The organism is Streptomyces sp. NBC_01176, from assembly GCF_045039825.1.
Taxonomy (GTDB): Bacteria; Actinomycetota; Actinomycetes; order Streptomycetales; family Streptomycetaceae; genus Streptomyces.
Window position 1 is genome coordinate 1,826,185 of record NZ_CP108600.1, and the last position, 18,801, is coordinate 1,844,985.

Annotated in this window: 17 protein-coding genes; 11 read left to right on the forward strand and 6 right to left on the reverse strand. The window is 72.3% G+C overall.

Going from position 1 to position 18,801, the window contains the following annotated elements:
- Positions 1-80 precede the first annotated feature (80 nt).
- Positions 81-470: a thioredoxin gene (gene trxA / locus OG199_RS07675; protein WP_356803397.1), complete on the forward strand. Its 390-nt coding sequence runs from the start codon at positions 81-83 to the stop codon at positions 468-470.
- A 60-nt stretch (positions 471-530) separates the two neighbouring features.
- On the opposite strand, the gene OG199_RS07680 is transcribed toward trxA, so the two are convergent.
- The 3 genes from OG199_RS07680 to OG199_RS07690 are packed head-to-tail and all read right to left on the reverse strand — an operon-like array spanning position 531 to position 4,277.
- The gene (locus OG199_RS07680; RefSeq protein WP_356803399.1) at positions 531-1,967 is read right to left on the reverse strand and encodes an aldehyde dehydrogenase family protein; all 1,437 of its coding nucleotides are present in this window, start codon (positions 1,965-1,967) and stop codon (positions 531-533) included.
- Positions 1,968-2,005: 38 nt separating this feature from the next.
- The gene (locus OG199_RS07685; protein ID WP_405828725.1) at positions 2,006-3,184 is read right to left on the reverse strand and encodes a 4-hydroxybenzoate 3-monooxygenase; all 1,179 of its coding nucleotides are present in this window, start codon (positions 3,182-3,184) and stop codon (positions 2,006-2,008) included.
- A gap of 58 nt (positions 3,185-3,242) precedes the next feature.
- Positions 3,243-4,277, reverse strand: coding sequence for a LacI family DNA-binding transcriptional regulator (locus OG199_RS07690; RefSeq protein WP_405828726.1), 1,035 nt, complete (start codon positions 4,275-4,277; stop codon positions 3,243-3,245).
- A gap of 169 nt (positions 4,278-4,446) precedes the next feature.
- On the opposite strand from OG199_RS07690, the gene OG199_RS07695 reads away from it, so the two are divergent.
- The 4 genes from OG199_RS07695 to OG199_RS07710 all read left to right on the forward strand — a co-directional run bounded on the left by OG199_RS07695 (position 4,447) and on the right by OG199_RS07710 (position 8,393).
- Positions 4,447-5,871, forward strand: a complete 1,425-nt coding sequence (locus tag OG199_RS07695) for an amidase (RefSeq protein WP_356803404.1) — start codon at positions 4,447-4,449, stop codon at positions 5,869-5,871.
- Between the two features lie 26 nt (positions 5,872-5,897).
- Entirely contained in the window at positions 5,898-6,116 is a 219-nt protein-coding gene (locus tag OG199_RS07700) for a hypothetical protein (RefSeq protein WP_356803405.1), read from the forward strand.
- Positions 6,117-6,261: 145 nt separating this feature from the next.
- Positions 6,262-7,749, forward strand: a complete 1,488-nt coding sequence (locus OG199_RS07705; protein WP_356803406.1) for an SPFH domain-containing protein — start codon at positions 6,262-6,264, stop codon at positions 7,747-7,749.
- Positions 7,750-7,937: 188 nt separating this feature from the next.
- Entirely contained in the window at positions 7,938-8,393 is a 456-nt protein-coding gene (locus OG199_RS07710; RefSeq protein ID WP_356803408.1) for a type II toxin-antitoxin system PemK/MazF family toxin, read from the forward strand.
- A gap of 19 nt (positions 8,394-8,412) precedes the next feature.
- Here the strand turns inward: OG199_RS07710 and OG199_RS07715 are convergent, their stop codons facing one another.
- Positions 8,413-9,306 (reverse strand): TIGR02452 family protein, encoded by an 894-nt coding sequence (locus OG199_RS07715; RefSeq protein WP_405828729.1) that lies wholly within the window; start codon positions 9,304-9,306, stop codon positions 8,413-8,415.
- A gap of 279 nt (positions 9,307-9,585) precedes the next feature.
- Here OG199_RS07715 and egtA point away from each other — a divergent pair, with 279 nt between their 5' ends.
- The 5 genes from egtA (at position 9,586) to secY (ending at position 15,683) form a co-directional block, all read left to right on the forward strand.
- Positions 9,586-10,920: an ergothioneine biosynthesis glutamate--cysteine ligase EgtA gene (gene egtA, locus OG199_RS07720; protein ID WP_405828731.1), complete on the forward strand. Its 1,335-nt coding sequence runs from the start codon at positions 9,586-9,588 to the stop codon at positions 10,918-10,920.
- Entirely contained in the window at positions 10,917-12,239 is a 1,323-nt protein-coding gene (gene egtB, locus OG199_RS07725; protein ID WP_356803413.1) for an ergothioneine biosynthesis protein EgtB, read from the forward strand. The genes egtA and egtB overlap by 4 nt, the downstream gene beginning before the upstream one ends.
- Positions 12,239-13,066: an ergothioneine biosynthesis protein EgtC gene (egtC, locus tag OG199_RS07730; protein WP_405828734.1), complete on the forward strand. Its 828-nt coding sequence runs from the start codon at positions 12,239-12,241 to the stop codon at positions 13,064-13,066. The genes egtB and egtC overlap by 1 nt, the downstream gene beginning before the upstream one ends.
- On the forward strand, positions 13,063-14,025 hold the full coding sequence (gene egtD, locus OG199_RS07735; RefSeq protein ID WP_401805353.1) for an L-histidine N(alpha)-methyltransferase: 963 nt from the start codon (positions 13,063-13,065) through the stop codon (positions 14,023-14,025). Before egtC ends, egtD begins: the two co-directional genes overlap by 4 nt.
- A 350-nt stretch (positions 14,026-14,375) precedes the next feature.
- The gene (secY, locus tag OG199_RS07740) at positions 14,376-15,683 is read left to right on the forward strand and encodes a preprotein translocase subunit SecY (protein ID WP_401805351.1); all 1,308 of its coding nucleotides are present in this window, start codon (positions 14,376-14,378) and stop codon (positions 15,681-15,683) included.
- Positions 15,684-15,710: 27 nt separating this feature from the next.
- On the opposite strand, the gene OG199_RS07745 is transcribed toward secY, so the two are convergent.
- Positions 15,711-16,970, reverse strand: coding sequence for an extracellular solute-binding protein (locus OG199_RS07745; protein WP_405828736.1), 1,260 nt, complete (start codon positions 16,968-16,970; stop codon positions 15,711-15,713).
- A 215-nt stretch (positions 16,971-17,185) separates the two neighbouring features.
- On the opposite strand from OG199_RS07745, the gene OG199_RS07750 reads away from it, so the two are divergent.
- Complete coding sequence (locus OG199_RS07750) at positions 17,186-17,401, forward strand: dodecin (protein ID WP_356798239.1); 216 nt, start codon at positions 17,186-17,188, stop codon at positions 17,399-17,401.
- Positions 17,402-18,272: 871 nt separating this feature from the next.
- Here the strand turns inward: OG199_RS07750 and OG199_RS07755 are convergent.
- Positions 18,273-18,764 (reverse strand): hypothetical protein, encoded by a 492-nt coding sequence (locus OG199_RS07755; RefSeq protein ID WP_356798237.1) that lies wholly within the window; start codon positions 18,762-18,764, stop codon positions 18,273-18,275.
- Positions 18,765-18,801: the final 37 nt, after the last annotated feature.

Consider the following 18,801-nt stretch of genomic DNA (forward strand, 5'->3'; position numbering starts at 1 on the left):
GCGGAATACGCCGCTGGGAGACGGTGTTGTGGACACCGGCTTCGCCCCGAGGCCCGAGAGCAGGGAGAGGTAGTCACGCCATGAGCAGGACGATGGAGCTGACCAAGGAGAACTTCGACCAGACGGTCACGGACAACGAGTTCGTCCTGATCGACTTCTGGGCCTCGTGGTGCGGGCCGTGCCGTCAGTTCGCCCCGGTCTACGAGAAGGCCGCCGAGGCCAACCCCGACCTGGTCTTCGCCAAGGTGGACACGGAGGCGCAGCCGGAGCTGGCCGCGGCCTTCGAGATCCAGTCCATCCCGACCCTGATGATCGTCCGCGACCAGGTCGCGATCTTCTCCCAGCCCGGAGCGCTGCCCGAGGCCGCTCTGGAGGACGTCATCGGACAGGCCCGGAAGCTGGACATGGACGAGGTCCGCAAGTCCATCGCGGACCAGCAGCAGGGACAGCAGGCCCAGCAGGGCGAGTGAGCTCGGGGCAGGCCCCTCGGGCCCCGGTCGGTACCTTTCCGGCCGGGGCCCTCGTACGGATCAGAACGGGTACGGCGCCACGTCCCCGCGCACGGTCGTCCAGCGCACCTCGGTGAAGGCCTCCAGGTTGGCCTCGCCACCGAAGCGGGCGCCGGTGCCGGAGGCGCCCGTGCCGCCGAACGGGGCGACCGCCTCGTCGTTGACGGTCTGGTCGTTGATGTGGGCGATCCCGGTCGGGATCCGCTCGGCCAGGTCCAGGCCGCGCGCGGTGTCCCGGGTGACGATGCCGAGCGAGAGGCCGTACGGTCCCGCCGAGGCGAGGGCCACGGCCTCGTCGGCGTCCGCGAAGGACCGTACCGGCGCGACCGGGCCGAAGACCTCCTCGGCGTACGCGGGGGTCGTGTCGTCGACCCCGGCGAGCACGGTCGGCCGGTAGAACAGCCCCTCGTGCGTGCCGCCCGCCGCCAGCTTCGCCCCGCGCGCCGTACTGGACTCCACCAGCCCCTGGATCTTGGCGAGTTGGGCGCTGTCGATGACGGGCCCGAGGTGTACCCGCGCACGGTGCGGGTCGCCCACGGCGAGCGAGTCGGCCTTGGCGGCGAGCCGCTCGACGTACTCCTCGTACAGCGACGCGTGGACGAGGTGGCGGCCCGTCGTCATGCAGATCTGGCCCTGGTGGAAGAACGAGCCCCAGGCCGCCGTCGAGATGACCGCGTCGATGTCGGCGTCCTCCAGCACGACGAGGGCCGAGTTGCCGCCCAGTTCCAGGTGGGCGCGCTTGAGGAGCCGGCCGGCCGCCTCGCCCACCGCGCGTCCGGCGGCCGTCGAGCCGGTGAAGGAGATCACCGGGACCAGCGGGTCGGCCACCAGCGCCCGGCCCGCCTCGACGCCGCCGGGCAGGACGTGCAGCAGTCCTTCCGGGAGGCCCGCCTCGGCGAAGACGGCCGCGAGCGCGAGGCCTCCGCAGACCGCGGTGCGCGGGTCCGGCTTCAGCACCACGGCGTTGCCGAGCGCGAGCGCCGGGGCCACGGAGCGGATGGAGAGGATGAGCGGGGCGTTGAAGGGGGCGATCACGCCGACGACGCCGACCGGGACGCGCCGTGTGTACGACAGCCGCGGCGCCTCCGAGGGCAGGATCTGGCCCGTGGGGCGGGAGGCGAGGGCGGCGGCCTCGTAGCACTCCTGGGCGGCGACGTGCAGCTCGAAGTCGGCCTTGCCCGGAATGGAGCCGGACTCCCGCACGATCCATTCGCGGAGTTCGTCGGCGTGCGCGGCGAAGAGGTCGCCGGCCCTGCGCAGGACCGCGGCGCGGACGAAGTGCGGTGCGGCGGCCCAGGCGGACCGGGCCGCGTGTGCCTCCCGCGCGGCCGTCGTGACGTCCTCGGCGGCGGCGAGGGTGACGGTGGCGAGCGTCTCGCCGGTGGCGGGCTCGGTGACGGCGTGCTCACCGCCCGCCAGGGTGCGGGACTGCCAGGTCCGGGGGTCGAGCAGCGGCATGTCGGGGCTCCGATCGTTCGCTGATCAGCACGCGGGGCTCACCGTCCCAATGGCAGTCCCGTGTAGTTCGCGGCCAGTTCGGCGGCCGCGGCGCGGGAAGTCGTGATCCGCCGGAGCCGGGCGAGCTGGATCCGGTGGTCGAAGACATCCCCATCTGGTTGAGCATGCAACATCCTAGTCATGTCGTACGAGAACCGTGTGGCCTGCCAGACCCGGTCGAGACACAACTGCGAGTACCGGTCGAGGAGTTGGGTGGAACCCGTGCGATGCAGCTCGATGAGGCCGTCGGCCAGCACCCCTACGTCGGAGACGGCCAGGTTGAGTCCCTTGGCGCCGGTCGGCGGCACGGTGTGGGCGGCGTCCCCGGCGAGGAGGAGCCGGCCGTGGCGCAGCGGCTCGTGGACACGACTGCGCAACGGCGTCACGGACTTGGCCGTGATGGGGCCGCGGTTCAGCCGCCAGTCGCCGTCGACCGCGAAGCGCGCGGCGAGCTCGTCCCAGATGCGCTCGTCCGACCAGTCGTCGGGATCGGTGCCGTTCGGGACCTGCAAGTAGAGCCGCGAGACCGTGGGCGAGCGCATGCTCTGCAGGGCGAAACCGGTCGCGCCGCGCGCGTAGACCAGATCCTGTCCGGAGGGCGGCGCATCGGCGAGGATCCCGAGCCAGGAGTACGGGTAGTCGCGGGCGTAGGTGTGGAGCGTCCCGGCGGGGAAGGCCTCGCGGGCGACACTGTGACCACCGTCGCAGCCCACCACGTAGGCGCAGTCCAGGGTCTGTTCGCGGCCCCCGTGCGCAAAACGCACGACGGGTGAGTCGCTCAGCGGACTCTCGACGGCGAGCGCCTCGGCCTCGAACAACAGCGGTGGCCCGTCGGCCAGTTGGAGAGCGATCAGGTCCTTCACGATCTCCGTCTGCGGGTAGATCATTACGCCGCGGCCGCCGGTGAGTCGGGGGAAGTCGATGTGGTGGCGCTCGCGCTCGAAGCGCAGCTCGATGCCGCTGTGGGGCAGGCCCTCGACGTCGAGACGGTCGCCGGCGCCGCATTCCCGCAGCGCGTCGACCGTGCCCTGCTCCAGCATCCCGGCACGCTGGCGGCGTTCGACGTAGGCGCGCGACCTGCCTTCCAGGACGACGCAGCCGATGCCCGCGCGGTGCAGCAGCCGGGCCAGCAGGAGCCCGGCGGGGCCGCCGCCCACGATGCCGACCGTGGTCCGCATGACGCGCCTCCCGTCTCCGGTCTGGTCCGCTTCGGGCGGCGACCAGCTACAGCCTCTCTCAGCTCGAGTCGCGGTGCACGATCCTGGCTCCCAGCACCTCGTGGGTCTCGGGCGCCGCGCCGGGTTCGCGCACCGCGCGGTCGACCAGCTCCGCGAGGTCCCGACCGGACGGCAGTTCGAGGTGGACGGTGCTGAGCCGGGGCCGCAGCAACCGCCCGAGCATCAGGTCGTCCGCGCCGACGACGGCCGTTTCGTCCGGGACCACGATGCCCGCGTCCTGGAGCGCCCTCATCAGCAGCATGGCGTACTCGTCGTTGTAGGCGAACACCCCGTCCAGGCCGAGCGCGCGCCAGCGGTCCGCGAGCCGCGTCGCGGCCTCCTCCTCGTAGGCGAGCGGCAACTCGGTCACCGTGGCGCCGGTGCCGCGCAGGGCGCGGCGTACGCCTTCGAGGCGGGGCCTGGAGAAGATCTCCAGGCCGGGTTCCTCGGGCACCACGACGCCGACGCGGTGCCGGCCGCGGGCCACCAGATGGGCCCCCGCGCTGTGGCCGACCCGTTCGTGGTCCATCAGGAGCGCGTGCGCGCCCTCGACCCGCTCGGGGCCCAGGGTGACCACGGCCCGGGCCCCGGAGCGCTTGAGGACGGCCACGCCCTGCGGGCCGAGACCACTGCCGGGCACCAGCACGGCGACCGGCCGCAGCTCCGCCCAGGCCCGGGCGGCCTCGTCCCCGTGCAGACCGACGCTGCCGTACTGGACGACGGTGTAGTCCAAACGGCCCAGCGCCCACTGCAGCTCGTTGAAGAACTGACTGTAGAGCGGGCCCACGGGCACGCTCGGGGCGGGCATCAGGACCATCCGGCTGTGCCCGGCGCGCAGGCTGCGGGCCGCCGCGTGCGGAACGTACCCGAGATCCCTGGCCGCCTCGTGGACGCGGCGACGGGTGGGCTCGCTGATCCGGACGGCGCTGGTGTTGTTCAGAACGTACGAGACGGTGGCCCGGGAGACGCCCGCCAGGCGGGCCACATCGGCGCTCGTCGGCACGGGTCGTTGTACGGGCGACGGCGGGACGGGCTGATTCGGTATCTGCACCATGACGCCCCGCATCCTTGCAGAAGCCCCGGGCACCGCTCGGCGCCGGGGGAACCCCTGGCCCGCGCGCCCCGGAACACCCGCTTGCACGAAGGAACTTCCGCCCCTCGTGCGGGATACCTCCCCAGGCGGTTACCGTGCGGTGGACGATGTGCCTTCGGAGGTGTCCCGTATGGCTGACGACCGTGCCGCAGGTCTGGCGGAGTGTGCCCGCGCCCTCGCCGCGGGCGAGGTGAGCTCGCGTGAACTGGTCGAACGGGCGCTGGCCCGGATCGAGGCCACCCAGCCGTCCCTGAACGCCTTCCGTCTGGTGCGCGCCGAGGCAGCGCTCGACGAGGCGGACGCGGCGGACAGGGAACTCGCGGCGGGACACCGCCGGCCGCTGCTGGGGGTGCCGGTGGCGGTGAAGGACGACATGGACGTGGCCGGGGAGCCGACCGCGTTCGGCTGCCGAGGGGTCTTCCCGCCCGAGGCCCGGGACGGGGAGGCGGTACGCCGGCTGCGCGCGGCCGGGGCGATCGTCATCGGCAAGACCAACACCTGCGAACTCGGCCAGTGGCCGTTCACGGAGGGCCCGGCCTTCGGCGCCACCCGCAATCCCTGGCACGCCGACCACACCCCCGGCGGCTCCTCCGGGGGCTCCGCGGCGGCGGTCGCGGCGGGTCTGGTCCCGGCGGCGCTCGGCTCGGACGGTGCGGGCTCCGTCCGTATCCCGGCCTCCTGGACCCATCTGATCGGGATCAAGCCGCAGCGCGGCCGGATCTCCACCTGGCCGCGCCCGGAGTCCTTCCAGGGCATCACGGTCAACGGCACCCTCGCCCGCTCGGTGGCGGACGCGGCGCTGCTCCTGGACGCGGCGAGCGGCAACCACCACGGCGACCTGCACCGGCCGCCCGTGCTGCGGGTGTCCGACGCGGTGGGCCGCGAGCCGGGCCGGCTGCGGATCGCGCTGTCGCTCAAGCCGCCGTTCACGGCGGTGCCCGCGCGGCTCGACCCGGCCGTACGGGCGAAGGTGGTGGCACTCGCGGAGCGGATCGCGGCGCTCGGGCACACGGTGGAGGAGGCCGAGCCGCGCTACGGACGGATCGGGCTCACGTTCGTCCCGCGCGCGACGGCCGGTATCGCCGAACGGGTGCGCGACGCGCCCCACCCGCACCTCCTGGACCCGCGCACCCAGGGAGCCGCCCGCCTCGGCCGGCTGCTCGGTGGCGCGCCCCTGCGGGTGGCCCGGCGCGCCGAGGCGACCCTGCACCACCGGATCGGCGCGCTCTTCGACAGCTACGACGTGCTGCTCGCGCCCACCACGGCCGCTCCCCCGCCCCGCGTCGGCTCGATGGCGAACCTGAGTGGGCTGGACACCGACCGGGCCATGATCGCCGCCTGTCCGTACGCCTGGCCGTGGAACGTCCTGGGGTGGCCGGGTGTGAACGTACCCGCCGGTTTCGTCGGCGAGGGGCTGCCGGTCGGCGCCCAGCTCCTCGGCCCGGCGCACAGCGAGCCGTTGCTGGTCGCGCTGGCCTCCCAGCTGGAGGACGACCAGCGCTGGCACGAGCGGTGGCCGCCGCGCGAGGCGGCGGCGGATTCCCCCGCGGTGTAACCGACTTCGCGCCGTACGCTGGTGCCATGGACGATGTGTCGATGGTCGGATTGATGGGGCGGGTGACCGGGACGGTCGGGCCCGGGCTCGTCGGTGAGGTGATCGTCCGCGTACGCGGGGGCGCCGAGCACTTCCTTGCCTACCCCGCCACCGCCAAGGAGCGCATCGAGCGCGGCACGGTGGTGATGGTCGTCGAGTACCTGGCGCCGCGCACGGTGTACGTATCAGCGGCATACGACAGTTGACAGCTCGTCTGTGCGCGCTCCGTCCCAGGTGAGAGCAGTGTGCGTCAAGATTGCAACAAGGAATCGTCAGCGTCTTCACCCCGGTCCCGCTCAGGAGCACACTCCCTTCGTTCGGTGCCGATAGGGCACCATCAAAAGGGGGCGTATGCCGATGGTTGTCGGCGTCGTGGCGGGGACGGTTGTCCTCGCACTGATCTTCGTGATCGTGGTCTTCAAGCTCATGTGGCGGGTGGCGGAGCCCAACGAGGCACTGATCATCTCCGGTTCGAAGCATCGGACCGAAGGCCTCGAAGAGGGCATGGGTTTCCGAATCGTGACGGGGCGCGGCACGCTGGTGATGCCGGGTGTGCAGGCGGTGCGGAAGATCTCGCTGGACCTCAACGAGACCGAGTTGCACGTGGACTGCGTGACCACGCAGGGCATTCCGCTGAAGGTGCGGGGCGTGGTCATCTTCAAGGTGGGCGACGACTTCGTGTCGATCGCCAACGCGGGGCGCCGGTTCCTCGACCAGCAGAAGATGATGTCCGAGCGGGTGCACAACGTCTTCGCCGGTCATCTGCGGTCCATCGTCGGCGGGTTGACCGTCGAGGACATGATCCGCGACCGGGAGAAACTGACCGGCCAGACGCGGGCCGCGTGCGGTACCGAGATGGAGAAGCTGGGTCTGATCGTCGACTCGCTGCAGATCCACGAGATCGAGGACCCGACCGGTTACATCAAGAACCTCGCGATGCCGCACGCCGCCGCCGTACAGCGCGACGCGCGCATCGCGCAGGCGGAGGCGAACCGTCTCGCCACCGAGGCCGAGCAGAAGGCGGCGGCCCGGATGTCGGAGGCGACCCGGGACAGCGAGATCCTGCAGGCCGGTTACCAGGCCGAGCGTGACAAGGCGGCGGCGAAGTCGCGGCAGGCCGGTCCGCTCGCCGAGGCCGCGGCCCGGCAGGATGTCGTCGTGCAGGAGACCCGGATCGCCGAACTCGAGGCGCAGCGCCGGGAACAGCAGCTCCAGGCCGACGTCCGCAAGCCGGCGGACGCCCAGGCGTACGAGACCCGTGCGCGGGCCGAGGCGGAACGCGACGCGCGGATCTCCGCCGCGCAGGCCAAGGCCAAGGAGACCGAACTCGCGGCGGCGGCCGAGGCGAACCGGGTGAAGACCGCCGCCAACGCCGAGGCCGAGGCGACGAAGGCGCGGGGTGCCGCGGCCGCCATGGCGACCAAGGCCACCGGTGAGGCCGAGGCCGCCGCCGCCCAGGCCAAGGGTCTCGCGACCGCGGAGGCGACCCGTGCGCAGGGTCTCGCGGAGGCGGAGACCATCAAGGCGAGGGCCGCGGCCCTCGCCGAGAACCAGGAGGCCGTGGTCGCCCAGCAACTCGCGGAGAACTGGCCGGAGATCGTCCAGGCGGGCGCGAGCGCGTTCGGCAACGTCGACCACATGGTGCTGCTCAACGGTGCCGACGGCATGTCGGACATGTTCGCCAAGGCGCTCACCATGGGCGGGACGGGCCTGGGTCTGGCCCGGCAGTTGCTCTCGTCGATGAATCAGGACGGGGCCGGCGCGGGCAACGGCGGCGTGGTCAACGGATTCGTGCCGCCGCGTGCGGAGAAGGTGCCGGTGGAGGGGGACGGCAAGTGACCCGCTGAGGCTTCGGGCGTACGGGAGTTGGCTCCCGTACGCCCGAAGTGCGTTCCGTGCGGGGCCGCGTGTGCGGCGGGTGCTCCGTGCGGCGTGTGCTCCGTGCGGGGCCGCGTGTGTCCCGCGTCGGGCCCGTCGCGTGGGCCCCGTCGACGAGCCGCCGAGGTGCGGGTTCTAACGTGGCCCGCGTGAATGCCTTTACCGATGACACCGACGAGCATGTCCCCGGCCGCTACGGCCCTTCGGCCACCACGGAGGCCGAGCCCCGTGAGGTGGGCCGGGTGCGCACGGAGTACTCGCCCGCGCACGACGGCGACCCCGACCCCGGCGAGATCGTCTGGACCTGGGTGCCCTTCGAGGAGAACGACGGACGGGGCAAGGACCGCCCGGTGCTCGTCGTCGCGCGCGAGGACGGAGGCACTCTGCTCGCCGTCCAGTTGTCGAGCAAACGGCACGACGGCGACCGGGAGTGGGTACCGATAGGCAGCGGTCCGTGGGACCGGACGGGCCGGGACTCGTGGGTCGCCGTGGACCGGGTGCTGCGGCTGCACGAGGACGGCATGCGGCGTGAGGCGTGCGCGCTGGACCGGATGCGGTTCAACCTGGTGGTGCACCGCCTGCGGGAGCGCTACGGCTGGCGCTGAGCGCCACGGGACGTTTCCGTCACCCGATCGGCGGGGTGTCGGTGTCGGGATGTCCGTGCGTCACGGATGCGAACGCGCGTTTGAATGCGGATCGTGTCGCCGCCTCCGGGGTACGGTCCAGGACCCCGAACACCACCTGGTCGAAGTACCCCTCGAAGCGGCCCCCGACCAGCAGGTCACGGAAGGCCGCGGCGACCTGTGCCGGGTCGTTGCGGAAGACGCCGCAGCCCCAGGCCCCCAGGACCAGGCGTCGGTACCCCTGGGCCGCGGCGGCCTCCAGGACCCGCTCGGCCCGGACGGCCAGGGCGCGCGGCAGTTCGTCCGCGCGCTCGGGGGCCGTGCGCAGCACGACCGAGGCGTTCGGGGCCGCGGCGGTCAGGAAACCGGCGGTGTACGGCTCGTCGAGCAGTTCGCCGCGGCCGTCACGGAAGACGGGCACGGCGGGCGAATGGATGACCCGGTCCGTGTAGAACGGGTCCCGGTGGGCACGGTGGTGGTCGTAGAACTCGCGGGCCCGCAGCAGGCAGGCGTAGAGCGCCGACGCTCGGCACAGGTCCTCCTCCTGGGCCTGCGCGCCGTTCAGATAGCCACCGCCGGGATTGCGCGCCGAGGCGAAGTTCAGCACGGCGACGGGGCCCTCGGGGCCGTGCGCGTACCCGCCCGCCAGCCGTCTCGCGGCCTGTGTGCTGCTCTCGCCCGTGACCTCGAACGCCGTGCCCGCGAAGCCCGCGGCGGAGGCCGCACGGCCACCGGCCGGCACCCCGATCGGACCCGGCCCGTACATCCGCGTCCCGGCCCGCGCGGCCTCGACCGCCGCGGCGATCGACACCACCCGCCCGTGCGACCCGCGGTACGAACCCGCCGCCACGGCCTCCTCGGTCTGCCGCGCGATCGCGCGCAGGCGCGCGCTCATGGCGCCACCCCCGTACACGCCATGCGAACGCCCCGCGCGATCTCCCCCGTCGTGCCCACGGACGCATCGTGAGCGATGCTGGTCGTGCGGCGCAACAGATTTTCGCGGCCCCGCGCGGAGTGACGTGCGGGCCGCCTCCGCGGTGCCCCCGAACCCTGGGCACGACGATTTGCACCCTTGTGCGAACCGCCGAGAGGGTCTTGGGTGGGACGAGCAATGCCGGTCCGGCACCACAGACGCCGGGCCGGCGGCATGGTGGAATCTCAGGAGGATCCCTACATGTCCGATTCGGTGAGTGACTGTACGGAGCAACGCTCCGCCGTCACCGAGGCCGAGGTGGAAGCGCTGGTCCGAGGCATATGCTTCAAGACCGGACCGCCCCGCACCCTCGGTGTCGAAGTGGAATGGCTCGTCCACGAGCTGCGGCGGCCGCAGCTCCCCGCAACACCTGAACAGCTCGAAGCGGCCTACGCCGCTCTGCGGACCCTGCCCCTGCGTTCGGCGCTCACCGTCGAACCGGGCGGCCAGCTGGAGCTCAGCTCCGCACCCGCCGGCTCCCTGATGGAGTGCGTCGGGTCCGTGTCGGCCGATCTCGACGCGGTGCGCGCGGTACTGCGTGAGATGGATCTCGGCCTCAGCGGCCACGGCCACGAACCCTGGAACCCCCCGAGCCGCTACCTCCGTGAGCCGCGCTACGACGCCATGGAACGCTACCTGGACCGCACGGGCCCCGAGGGCCGGGCGATGATGTGCTCCTCCGCCTCGGTCCAGGTGTGCCTCGACGCCGGGTACGAGGAGCCCGGCCCGCTCGGCCACGGGCGCCGCTGGTGGCTGGCGAACCAGTTGGGCGCGGTCCTGGTGGCCGCGTTCGCGCACTCCCCGCTCGCCCAGGGCCGCTACACGGGCTGGCGCTCCACGCGGCAGTCCCTGTGGACGGCCATGGACCCGGGCCGGTCCGCCGCGCCTTCGCTGCGCGGCGATCCGCGCGCCGCCTGGGCCCGGCACGTCCTGGACGCGCCGGTGATGTGCGTCCGGGCTCCGGAAGGCCCCTGGGAGGTACCCGAGGGCCTGACCTTCCGGGAGTGGACCCGGTCCGGCACACCGCCGAACCGGGCGGACCTGGACTACCACCTCACGACCCTGTTCCCGCCGGTCCGCCCTCGCGGCCATCTGGAGCTGCGCATGATCGACGCGCAGCCGGGCGAGGACGGGTGGATCGTGCCACTGGCGGTGACGGCGGCGCTGTTCGACGACCCGGAGGCGGCGGAGATCGCCTACCGGACCGTCAAGCCCCTCGCGGAGCGGGCGGAAGGCCTGCCGGCTCCGTGCAATCCGCTGTGGATCGGCGCCGCCCGGCACGGCCTGACCGACCCCGAGCTGCGCGAGGCCGCCGTCATCTGCTTCGCGGCTGCCGCCGAGGCACTGCCCCGCCTCGGTGCCACCGCCGAGGTGCGGGAGGCCGTCGCGGAGTTCACGGAGCGCTACGTGGCCCGGGGTCGCTGCCCCGCCGACGATCTGCTGAGCCAGTTCCACCGTCAATTCCACGGTCGGCTCGACGACCGGTCCCACGACCGGTCCCAGGGCCGGTCCCACGGGAAGGACCTCCGCACATGACCGCCCCCACGTCACCCACGGACCCCGAGTCGCTCAGGGAGCGCGCGCTCGACGCACTGACCACGGCCCGTGACCGCACCGCGCTCCTCACGTCCTGCGTCGAGGAGCCCGAGCTGACCGCGCAGCACTCGCCGTTGATGTCCCCCCTGGTCTGGGACCTCGCCCACATCGGCAACCAGGAGGAGCTGTGGCTGCTGCGCGCCGTCGCCGGGCGTGATGCCATGCGGCCCGAGATAGACGGGCTGTACGACGCGTTCGAGCATCCGCGCGCCGAGCGGCCCTCACTGCCGCTGCTGGCTCCCGCGGAGGCCCGGCGGTACGCCGCCGAGGTACGGGGCCGCGCACTGGACGTCCTGGAGGGCACCGCCTTCCGGGGCACCCCGCTGACCGAGGCGGGATTCGCCTTCGGCATGATCGCGCAGCACGAACAGCAGCACGACGAGACGATGCTGATCACCCATCAGCTCCGCAGGGGACCGGCGGCCCTCACCGCGCCGGACCCCGATCCCGCCCCGCCGTTCACGGGACCGGCCGAAGTCCTCGTCCCCGGCGGCCCGTTCACGATGGGCACGTCCACCGAGCCCTGGGCGCTGGACAACGAGCGGCCCGCGCACCGGCGTGAGGTCCCGGCGTTCTTCATCGACACCACTCCGGTGACCAACGCCGCGTACCAGGCCTTCATCGAGGACGGCGGCTACGACACCGAACGCTGGTGGAGCCCGGAGGGCTGGGCCCACATCCGGACCCACGGCATCGAGGCGCCGCTGTTCTGGCGCCGCGAGGGCGGGCAGTGGCTGCGGCGCCGCTTCGGCGTCACCGAGCCGGTACCGTCCGACGAGCCGGTGCTGCACGTGTGCTGGTACGAGGCCGACGCCTACGCCCGCTGGGCGGGGCGCCGACTGCCCACCGAGGCCGAGTGGGAGAAGGCGGCCCGCCACGACCCGGTCTCCGGCCGCTCCACCCGCTACCCCTGGGGCGACAGCGACCCCACCCCCGAGCACGCCAATCTCGGTCAGCGCCATCTGCGTCCGGCTCCGGCCGGCAGCTATCCGGCGGGCGAGTCCCCGCTCGGCGTACGGCAGTTGATCGGCGACGTGTGGGAGTGGACGTCGAGCGACCTGCAGCCCTACCCCGGCTTCGCGGCCTTCCCGTACAAGGAGTACTCGGAGGTCTTCTTCGGGCCGGAGCACAAGATTCTGCGCGGCGGCTCGTTCGCCGTGGACAAGGTCGCCTGCCGGGGCACCTTCCGCAACTGGGACTACCCCATCAGGCGGCAGATCTTCTCCGGGTTCCGCACGGCCCGCGACGGGCAAGCCTGATGTGCCGTCATCTGGCCTATCTGGGGCCCGAGACACCGATCGGCCGGCTGCTGTCGGAACCGCCGCACAGTCTGTTCCGGCAGTCGTGGGCACCCCGGCGACAGCGGTACGGGACGGTCAACGCCGATGGTTTCGGGGTCGGCTGGTACGCCGAAGGGGACCCGGTGCCCGCCCGGTACCGGCGCGCCGGGCCCATCTGGGGCGACCAGTCCTTCGCGGACCTGGCCCGTGTCGTACGGACCGGGGCGCTGCTCGGCGCCGTACGGGACGCCACCCGGGCGGGAGCGGACGGGGAGGCCGCGGCGGCGCCGTTCGCCGCGGGCACCTGGCTGTTCAGCCACAACGGCGCCGTCCTCGGCTGGCCCCACTCCCTAGCCCCGCTGACCCGCGGCCTGCCCGCCGTGGAGCTGCTGTCGCTGGAGGCCCGCTGCGACTCGGCGCTCGTCTGGGCGCTGGTCCTGCAGCGGCTGCGCACCGGGGACGACGGAAGCCGGGCGCTGGCCGACACGGTCCTGGAGGTCGCCGAGGCCGCCCCGGGCTCCCGGCTCAACCTGCTGCTCACCGACGGCGACACGATCACCGCGACGGCCTGGGGCGACACCCTGTGGTACCTCGCCGAACCCGGCCGCGGCACCGTCGTGGCCTCCGAGCCGTACGACGACGACCCACGGTGGCAGGAGGTGCCGGACCGCACGCTGCTCGTGGCGACCGGCACCGACGTCCTGCTCACCCCGCTCAAGGACCCGCACGACCGCCAAGGCGTGCCCGACCACGAGGACCCCCACCACCCCATGGCATCCGCACGTCCGAAGGAGCCCAGCACGTGAGTCCGTTCCTTCTCACCCGCACCCTGCCCGAAGACGCCACGGACGCCGCGCTGCGCGCCGACGTCCTGCACGGCCTGTCCCACACACCCAAGACGCTGCCGCCGAAGTGGTTCTACGACGCGCACGGCAGCGAGCTCTTCGACAAGATCACCGAACTGCCCGAGTACTACCCCACCCGGGCGGAGCGCGAGATCCTGGCCGCCCGGGCCACCGAGATCGCCGCGGCGACCGGTGCGCGCACCCTCGTCGAGCTGGGCTCGGGCTCGTCCGAGAAGACCCGTCATCTGCTCGACGCGCTGCCCGGGCTGCACACCTATGTGCCGGTCGACGTCAGCGAGAGCGCCCTGACCCAGGCCGGGCACGCGCTGATCGCCGAACGCCCGGAGCTCGGTGTGCACGCGCTGATCGCCGACTTCACGGGCGGTCTCGCGCTTCCGGGCACGCCCGGACCGCGGCTCGTGGCGTTCCTCGGCGGCACCATCGGCAACCTGCTGCCGACCGAACGCGCCGCGTTCCTGGCCTCCGTACGGGCCCTGCTCTCCCCCGGCGACACGCTGCTGCTGGGCACGGACCTGGTCAAGGACGAGTCGGTGCTCGTCGCCGCGTACGACGACGCGGCCGGAGTGACGGCCGAGTTCAACAAGAACGTGCTGACGGTCGTCAACCGCGAGCTCGGCGCCGACTTCGATCCGGACGCGTTCACCCATGTCGCCCGCTGGGACGCCGAGCACGAGTGGATCGAGATGCGGCTGCGTTCGCGGACCGAGCAGACCGTGAAGATCCCCGCCCTCGACCTCGCCGTCGACTTCGCCGCCGGTGAGGATCTGCGCACCGAGATCTCGGCGAAGTTCCGCGAGGAGGGGGTACGGCGCGAACTCGCCGCGGCGGGGCTCGACCTGGCCCATTGGTGGACGGACCGCGAGGGCCGTTTCGCACTGTCGTTGAGCGTGGTCGGGTGACGTCACCAGCAGCGTGAGAGACCGCCCGGGCGGTGAACCCGGGCACCATCGGGCGACGGGCGCCGGCGATGTACACCGCCGGCGCCCGTCGCCCTGTCCGCTCCGGCGCCCCGTACCGGCGCCCGGCGTGGCGTCTCCGCCCGCCGAAAGGTGCTCGAGGGCCGTCCCGTGATCCCCCGTCGGGGCCTTTCCGGTTGCCGTCCCGGATGTCCCATTCGATGATGGTGCTTGAATTTCCCTACGTTCGCGAAGCATTACTTCGCGTTGCGTTCCTGGAGCATGTTCCCGAGCTCGGAAAATCTGCTTCTGTGCACCTCTGACGTGCTGACGCAGGGGCGAAGGAGGAACCCTTGCTGCGCGCATTCGCCAAGGTCTTCGGAACCCCGGACCTGCGCAAGAAGCTGTTGTTCACGCTCGGCATCATCGTGCTGTACCGCGTGGGATCGCATGTGCCGCTGCCCGGCGTGAACTATCGGAGCGTCCAGGCGTGCGTGGACGCGGCGACGACCAACGGCGGTCTGCTGGGGCTGGTCAATCTGTTCAGCGGCGGGGCCCTGCTCCAGATCACCGTGTTCGCGCTGGGAATTCTTCCGTACATCACGTCGAGCATCATTCTGCAACTGCTGACGGTGGTCATCCCGAAACTGGAGGCGCTGAAGAAGGAGGGCGCCGCCGGGCAGGGGAAGATCACCCAGTACACGCGCTATCTGACGGTGGCTCTCGCCATTCTGCAGGGTACGGGCCTGGTGGCGACCGCCCGCAGTGGCGCGCTGTTCCCCAGCTGCCCGACCGCCGCGGGCATCGTCCCGGACCATTCGATCCTCACCACGCTGGTGATGGTGCTCACGATCACCGCGGGGACGGCCTCCGTGATGTGGCTCGGAGAGCTCATCACCGAACGCGGTATCGGCAACGGAATGTCGATGCTCATCTTCATCTCGATCGCCTCCACGTTTCCCGGCGCGTTGTGGACCGTCAAACAGGAGGGGCAGATCGCCGACGGGTGGCTCGGCTTCGGCGTCGTCATTCTGGTCGGGTTCGCGATGGTGGCCCTGGTCGTCTTCGTGGAACAGGCGCAGCGCCGCATTCCGGTGCAGTACGCGAAACGGATGATCGGCCGTAAGTCGTACGGGGGAACGGCGACCTACATCCCGCTGAAGGTCAACCAGGCCGGTGTGGTTCCGGTCATCTTCGCCTCCTCGCTCCTCTATATCCCCGCGCTGATCGCACAGTTCTCCAATTCGCACGCGGGCTGGGCCACCTGGGTCACACAGAACTTCGTCCGGGGAAACCATCCGTACTACGTCCTCGCGTACTTCCTGCTGATCGTGTTCTTCGCCTTCTTCTATGTGGCGATCACGTTCAATCCGGAGGAAGTGGCGGGGAACATCAAACAGAGCGGCGGGTTCATCCCGGGCCTGCGGGCCGGCCGGCCCACGGCCGAGTACCTGGGCTACGTCCTCAACAGACTCACCTGGCCGGGTGCCCTCTATCTGGGCCTGATCGCCCTGGTCCCCACCGTCGCGTTCGCGAGCTTCGGCGGCGCCAACCAGCTCACCGGCACGAGCATTCTGATCATCGTGAGCGTGGGCCTGGAGACCGTGAAGCAGATCAGCAGCCAGGTCGAGCAGCACCACTACACGGGCTTCCTCCGATGACGCTCCCGGGGGACGGCGGCCGGGGACTCATCCCCCGGTCTCCGCCAGCCGTTCCGTGATCAGGCGGGAGGCGCGCCCTGCCTCGGTCGCGGGGTCCGCCCCGGTCAGGACCTTGGTCATATAGGACTTGATCGGGTTGTCGGCCTCGACGGCGGCCCACCGCGGCGAGGCGGGTGTCGCCCGGCCCTGCGCGGCGCCCACCGCCATGGCCGCGGCGCCCTCCTCGCCGGCCACGGCGCCCGCGAGGGTGGTCTTGTTGGGGACGTAGTTCATCGTCCGGGCCAGCTCCGTCTGCCACTTGGCGCCGACGAGGGCCGAGACGACGGCCGTAGCCGCCCGCCGGTCGTCGGTGTTCTTGGGCACCACGAGGTCGGAGCCGCCGGTGAAGACGGCGCCGGGCTCGGCGGCCGTCCTGCCGGGCACGGGGAAGAACCCGAGCTTCTTCCGCAGCGCCGGGTTCTGCTCCACGATCGCCTGGGCGAGGCCGGGTACCGCCACGATCTGTGCCACATGGCCACCGGCGAACACCCCCGCCTGCGGCGGGTGTTCCTCGTCCGCGCCGGCGGGCCCGGAGCCGAGCGCCTGGAGCCGCCGGTAGAAGTCCATGCCGCGCAGCGCCGCGGGCGACTGCAGGGAGCCCTGCCAGGTTCCGGCGGACTCCGTCGCGAGCTCTCCGCCCTCGTCCCAGACGAACCCGGCGAAGGTGTACCAGTCCTGCCCGGCCAGATAAATACCCTGGTTGCCGGCCGAGTTGAGCCGCCCCGTGTCCTCGATCCACTGTTCGCGGGTCTTCGGCGGCTTCTTGATGCCGGCCCGGTCGAAGAGGTCCTTGCGGTAGATGACGACGCGATTCGCCGCGTACCACGGGATGCCGTACTGGCGGGTGCTGAACCGGCCCGGCTGGGCGAGGCCCGGGAGCCAGTCGTCCATGCCCCAGTCGCGCACCGACTCGAGCGTCAGGTCGCTCAGGCCGCCCCGGTCCACGTACTGCGCCACCTGGGTGTTGCCCACCTCGATGACGTCCGGCCCGTTGCCCCGCTCGCCCTCCAGCGCTCCCTGGACCTTCTGCACGATCCCGGTCCACTGCTGGATGCGGATGTCCAGGGCGATGCCCCGGTGGGTCCGTTCGAAGTCCTCGGTGAAGCGCTTGAGGAACTCCTCGGACGCACTGTCCTTCATCAGCCACACCGTCACGGTGTGACGTCCGCCGCCTCCTCCCGGCAGGGCTCCGCAGGCGGTCAGCAGAGAGGCGGTCACACAGGCGAGGGCGAGCAGACGACGCGTCACGAAGGGGATCCTGTTCTGTCTTGCGGACAGCGGAAAGGGAACCCGGCGTGGGGGTCGAGCTCAGCGCTCGTACGGGTGTTCTGATTTTGGTATGGACCAATCAAACCCGTCAAGGGCGACCGTCGAGACACCACCGACATCTCGCGTACCGCGGCGCCGTGAGGCACCGTGGAATGACGCGTGGCACACCCGCCACGGCGGAGAGGAGCACCCGCATGACCGACCACACGTACCGGGTCACCGAGATCGTCGGCACGTCTCCCGAGGGGATCGACCAGGCCGTCCGCAACGGGATCGCCCGCGCCTCGCAGACCCTGCGCAACCTGGACTGGTTCGAGATCACCCAGGTCAGGGGGCAGATCGTGGACGGGGAGGTCGAGCACTACCAGGTGGGTCTGAAGGTCGGCTTCCGCCTGGAGGACGGCGCCTGACGCGACCGGGCGCCACGACTCCCGGCATGTGGCCCCGCTCCGGGGCCACATGCCGCTTCCCGCGCCGAGCCGTACGCCGATCCACCACGGGCCCGCGAGCAGTCCGATCCCCCGCGGAGCCGCACGCCGGCACGCGCGGACGGGGTCGTGCGGGGCCCGCACGACCCGCGCTCGGACCCGTGACCCCGTCCCCGCCCTCGCGCCCACCCGGGCAGCGGTATCGCGAGCGAACCCCCGAACGGCCGACCGGCGGCCTTTGCTCACCGTGCGGGCGCCCCCGCCGTCCGCACCGCCCCACCGCCGCACCGCTGCACCGCTGCACCGCCCACGATGTCCATGGCTTCCGGTCGTGCGCCGACAGCCGCGCATCAGCCGGGACGGCCCCGCCGATCGCACGGCGGCCACGGCTGCCCGGTCGATCGCAGGCCCGCTGCCGGCGGTCCGGCCCGTCACGGTCCTGCCGGTGGCGCACCGCAGGTTGGGTACCAGCCGGCCGCCGGCCCGTCGCCCTCGGACCACTTCGGCCCAGACCGGTCCGCCCTCGTCGGGACAGGTAGGCCGGGCGGGCCGGTAATGCCCGGCCGGGCCGGGCCGGTCACGCCAGGCCGGGCAGGCCGATTACGCCGGGCCGCGCAGGCCGGTCACGCCGGGCCGCGCAGGCCGGTCACGCCGGGCCGCGCAGGCCGGATTAGGCGGGCTGATCACGCCGGGCCGGGCGGGCCGTGCAGGCCGGACCAAGCGGGCCGATCACGCCGGGCCGGGCTGGTCACGTCAGGCCGGGGCCTGTCGCGTCAGGCCGCGCCGGTCACGTCAGCCCGATCGCGTCAAGGCGCGCCGGGCACGTCAGGCCGGACCGGTCACGTCAGCCCGGTCAGGTCCGCCCCTCGCGCTCCTGCGCGTTCTTCAGAGCCGCCGACGCGGTCGCCCAGCGCGCCCGTACGACCGTGAACCCGGCCCGCTCGGCGTCGTCGCAGACGAGTTCGTCGTCGTCCACGAGGACACGGACCTCACGGTCGCGGGCGAGTCGGCGGAGGATCTCCGACTTGGTCCGGCGGGCGGGCCTGCGGTCGTCGTCGCGCCGCATCCACACCGGCCCCTCGGGCAACCCCTGGGCGGCCAGCCACGCGACGGTGTCACGGCGGCAGCGCTCGGGACGCCCGGTCAGGTAGACCACGTCGCACTCCCGCGCGCTCTCCAGCGCCAGGGCCACGCCCTCGGCCAGCGGCGGGTCCTGCGGTGCGGCCGCGAAGAACGCGTCCCAGTCGCGCGGGGTGCGCTCCAGGAACCGCTGCCGGTGCGCGCTGTCCGCGAGCGTTCCGTCGAGGTCGAACACGGCGAGCGGTCTGCTGTTCCTCTGGGTCACGCCGACCACCCTAAGGGCCCGCGACACCCGGCGCGTC

Excerpts from the sequence above, each read along its gene's own strand:
- trxA (WP_356803397.1), top strand. The coding sequence starts at position 81 with ATGAGCAGGACGATGGAGCTGACCAAGGAGAACTTCGACCAGACGGTC.
- OG199_RS07680 (WP_356803399.1), bottom strand. The coding sequence starts at position 1,967 with ATGCCGCTGCTCGACCCCCGGACCTGGCAGTCCCGCACCCTGGCGGGC.
- OG199_RS07685 (WP_405828725.1), bottom strand. The coding sequence starts at position 3,184 with ATGCGGACCACGGTCGGCATCGTGGGCGGCGGCCCCGCCGGGCTCCTG.
- OG199_RS07690 (WP_405828726.1), bottom strand. The coding sequence starts at position 4,277 with ATGGTGCAGATACCGAATCAGCCCGTCCCGCCGTCGCCCGTACAACGA.
- OG199_RS07695 (WP_356803404.1), top strand. The coding sequence starts at position 4,447 with ATGGCTGACGACCGTGCCGCAGGTCTGGCGGAGTGTGCCCGCGCCCTC.
- OG199_RS07700 (WP_356803405.1), top strand. The coding sequence starts at position 5,898 with ATGGACGATGTGTCGATGGTCGGATTGATGGGGCGGGTGACCGGGACG.
- OG199_RS07705 (WP_356803406.1), top strand. The coding sequence starts at position 6,262 with ATGCCGATGGTTGTCGGCGTCGTGGCGGGGACGGTTGTCCTCGCACTG.
- OG199_RS07715 (WP_405828729.1), bottom strand. The coding sequence starts at position 9,306 with ATGAGCGCGCGCCTGCGCGCGATCGCGCGGCAGACCGAGGAGGCCGTG.
- egtA (WP_405828731.1), top strand. The coding sequence starts at position 9,586 with ATGTCCGATTCGGTGAGTGACTGTACGGAGCAACGCTCCGCCGTCACC.
- egtB (WP_356803413.1), top strand. The coding sequence starts at position 10,917 with ATGACCGCCCCCACGTCACCCACGGACCCCGAGTCGCTCAGGGAGCGC.
- egtC (WP_405828734.1), top strand. The coding sequence starts at position 12,239 with ATGTGCCGTCATCTGGCCTATCTGGGGCCCGAGACACCGATCGGCCGG.
- OG199_RS07750 (WP_356798239.1), top strand. The coding sequence starts at position 17,186 with ATGACCGACCACACGTACCGGGTCACCGAGATCGTCGGCACGTCTCCC.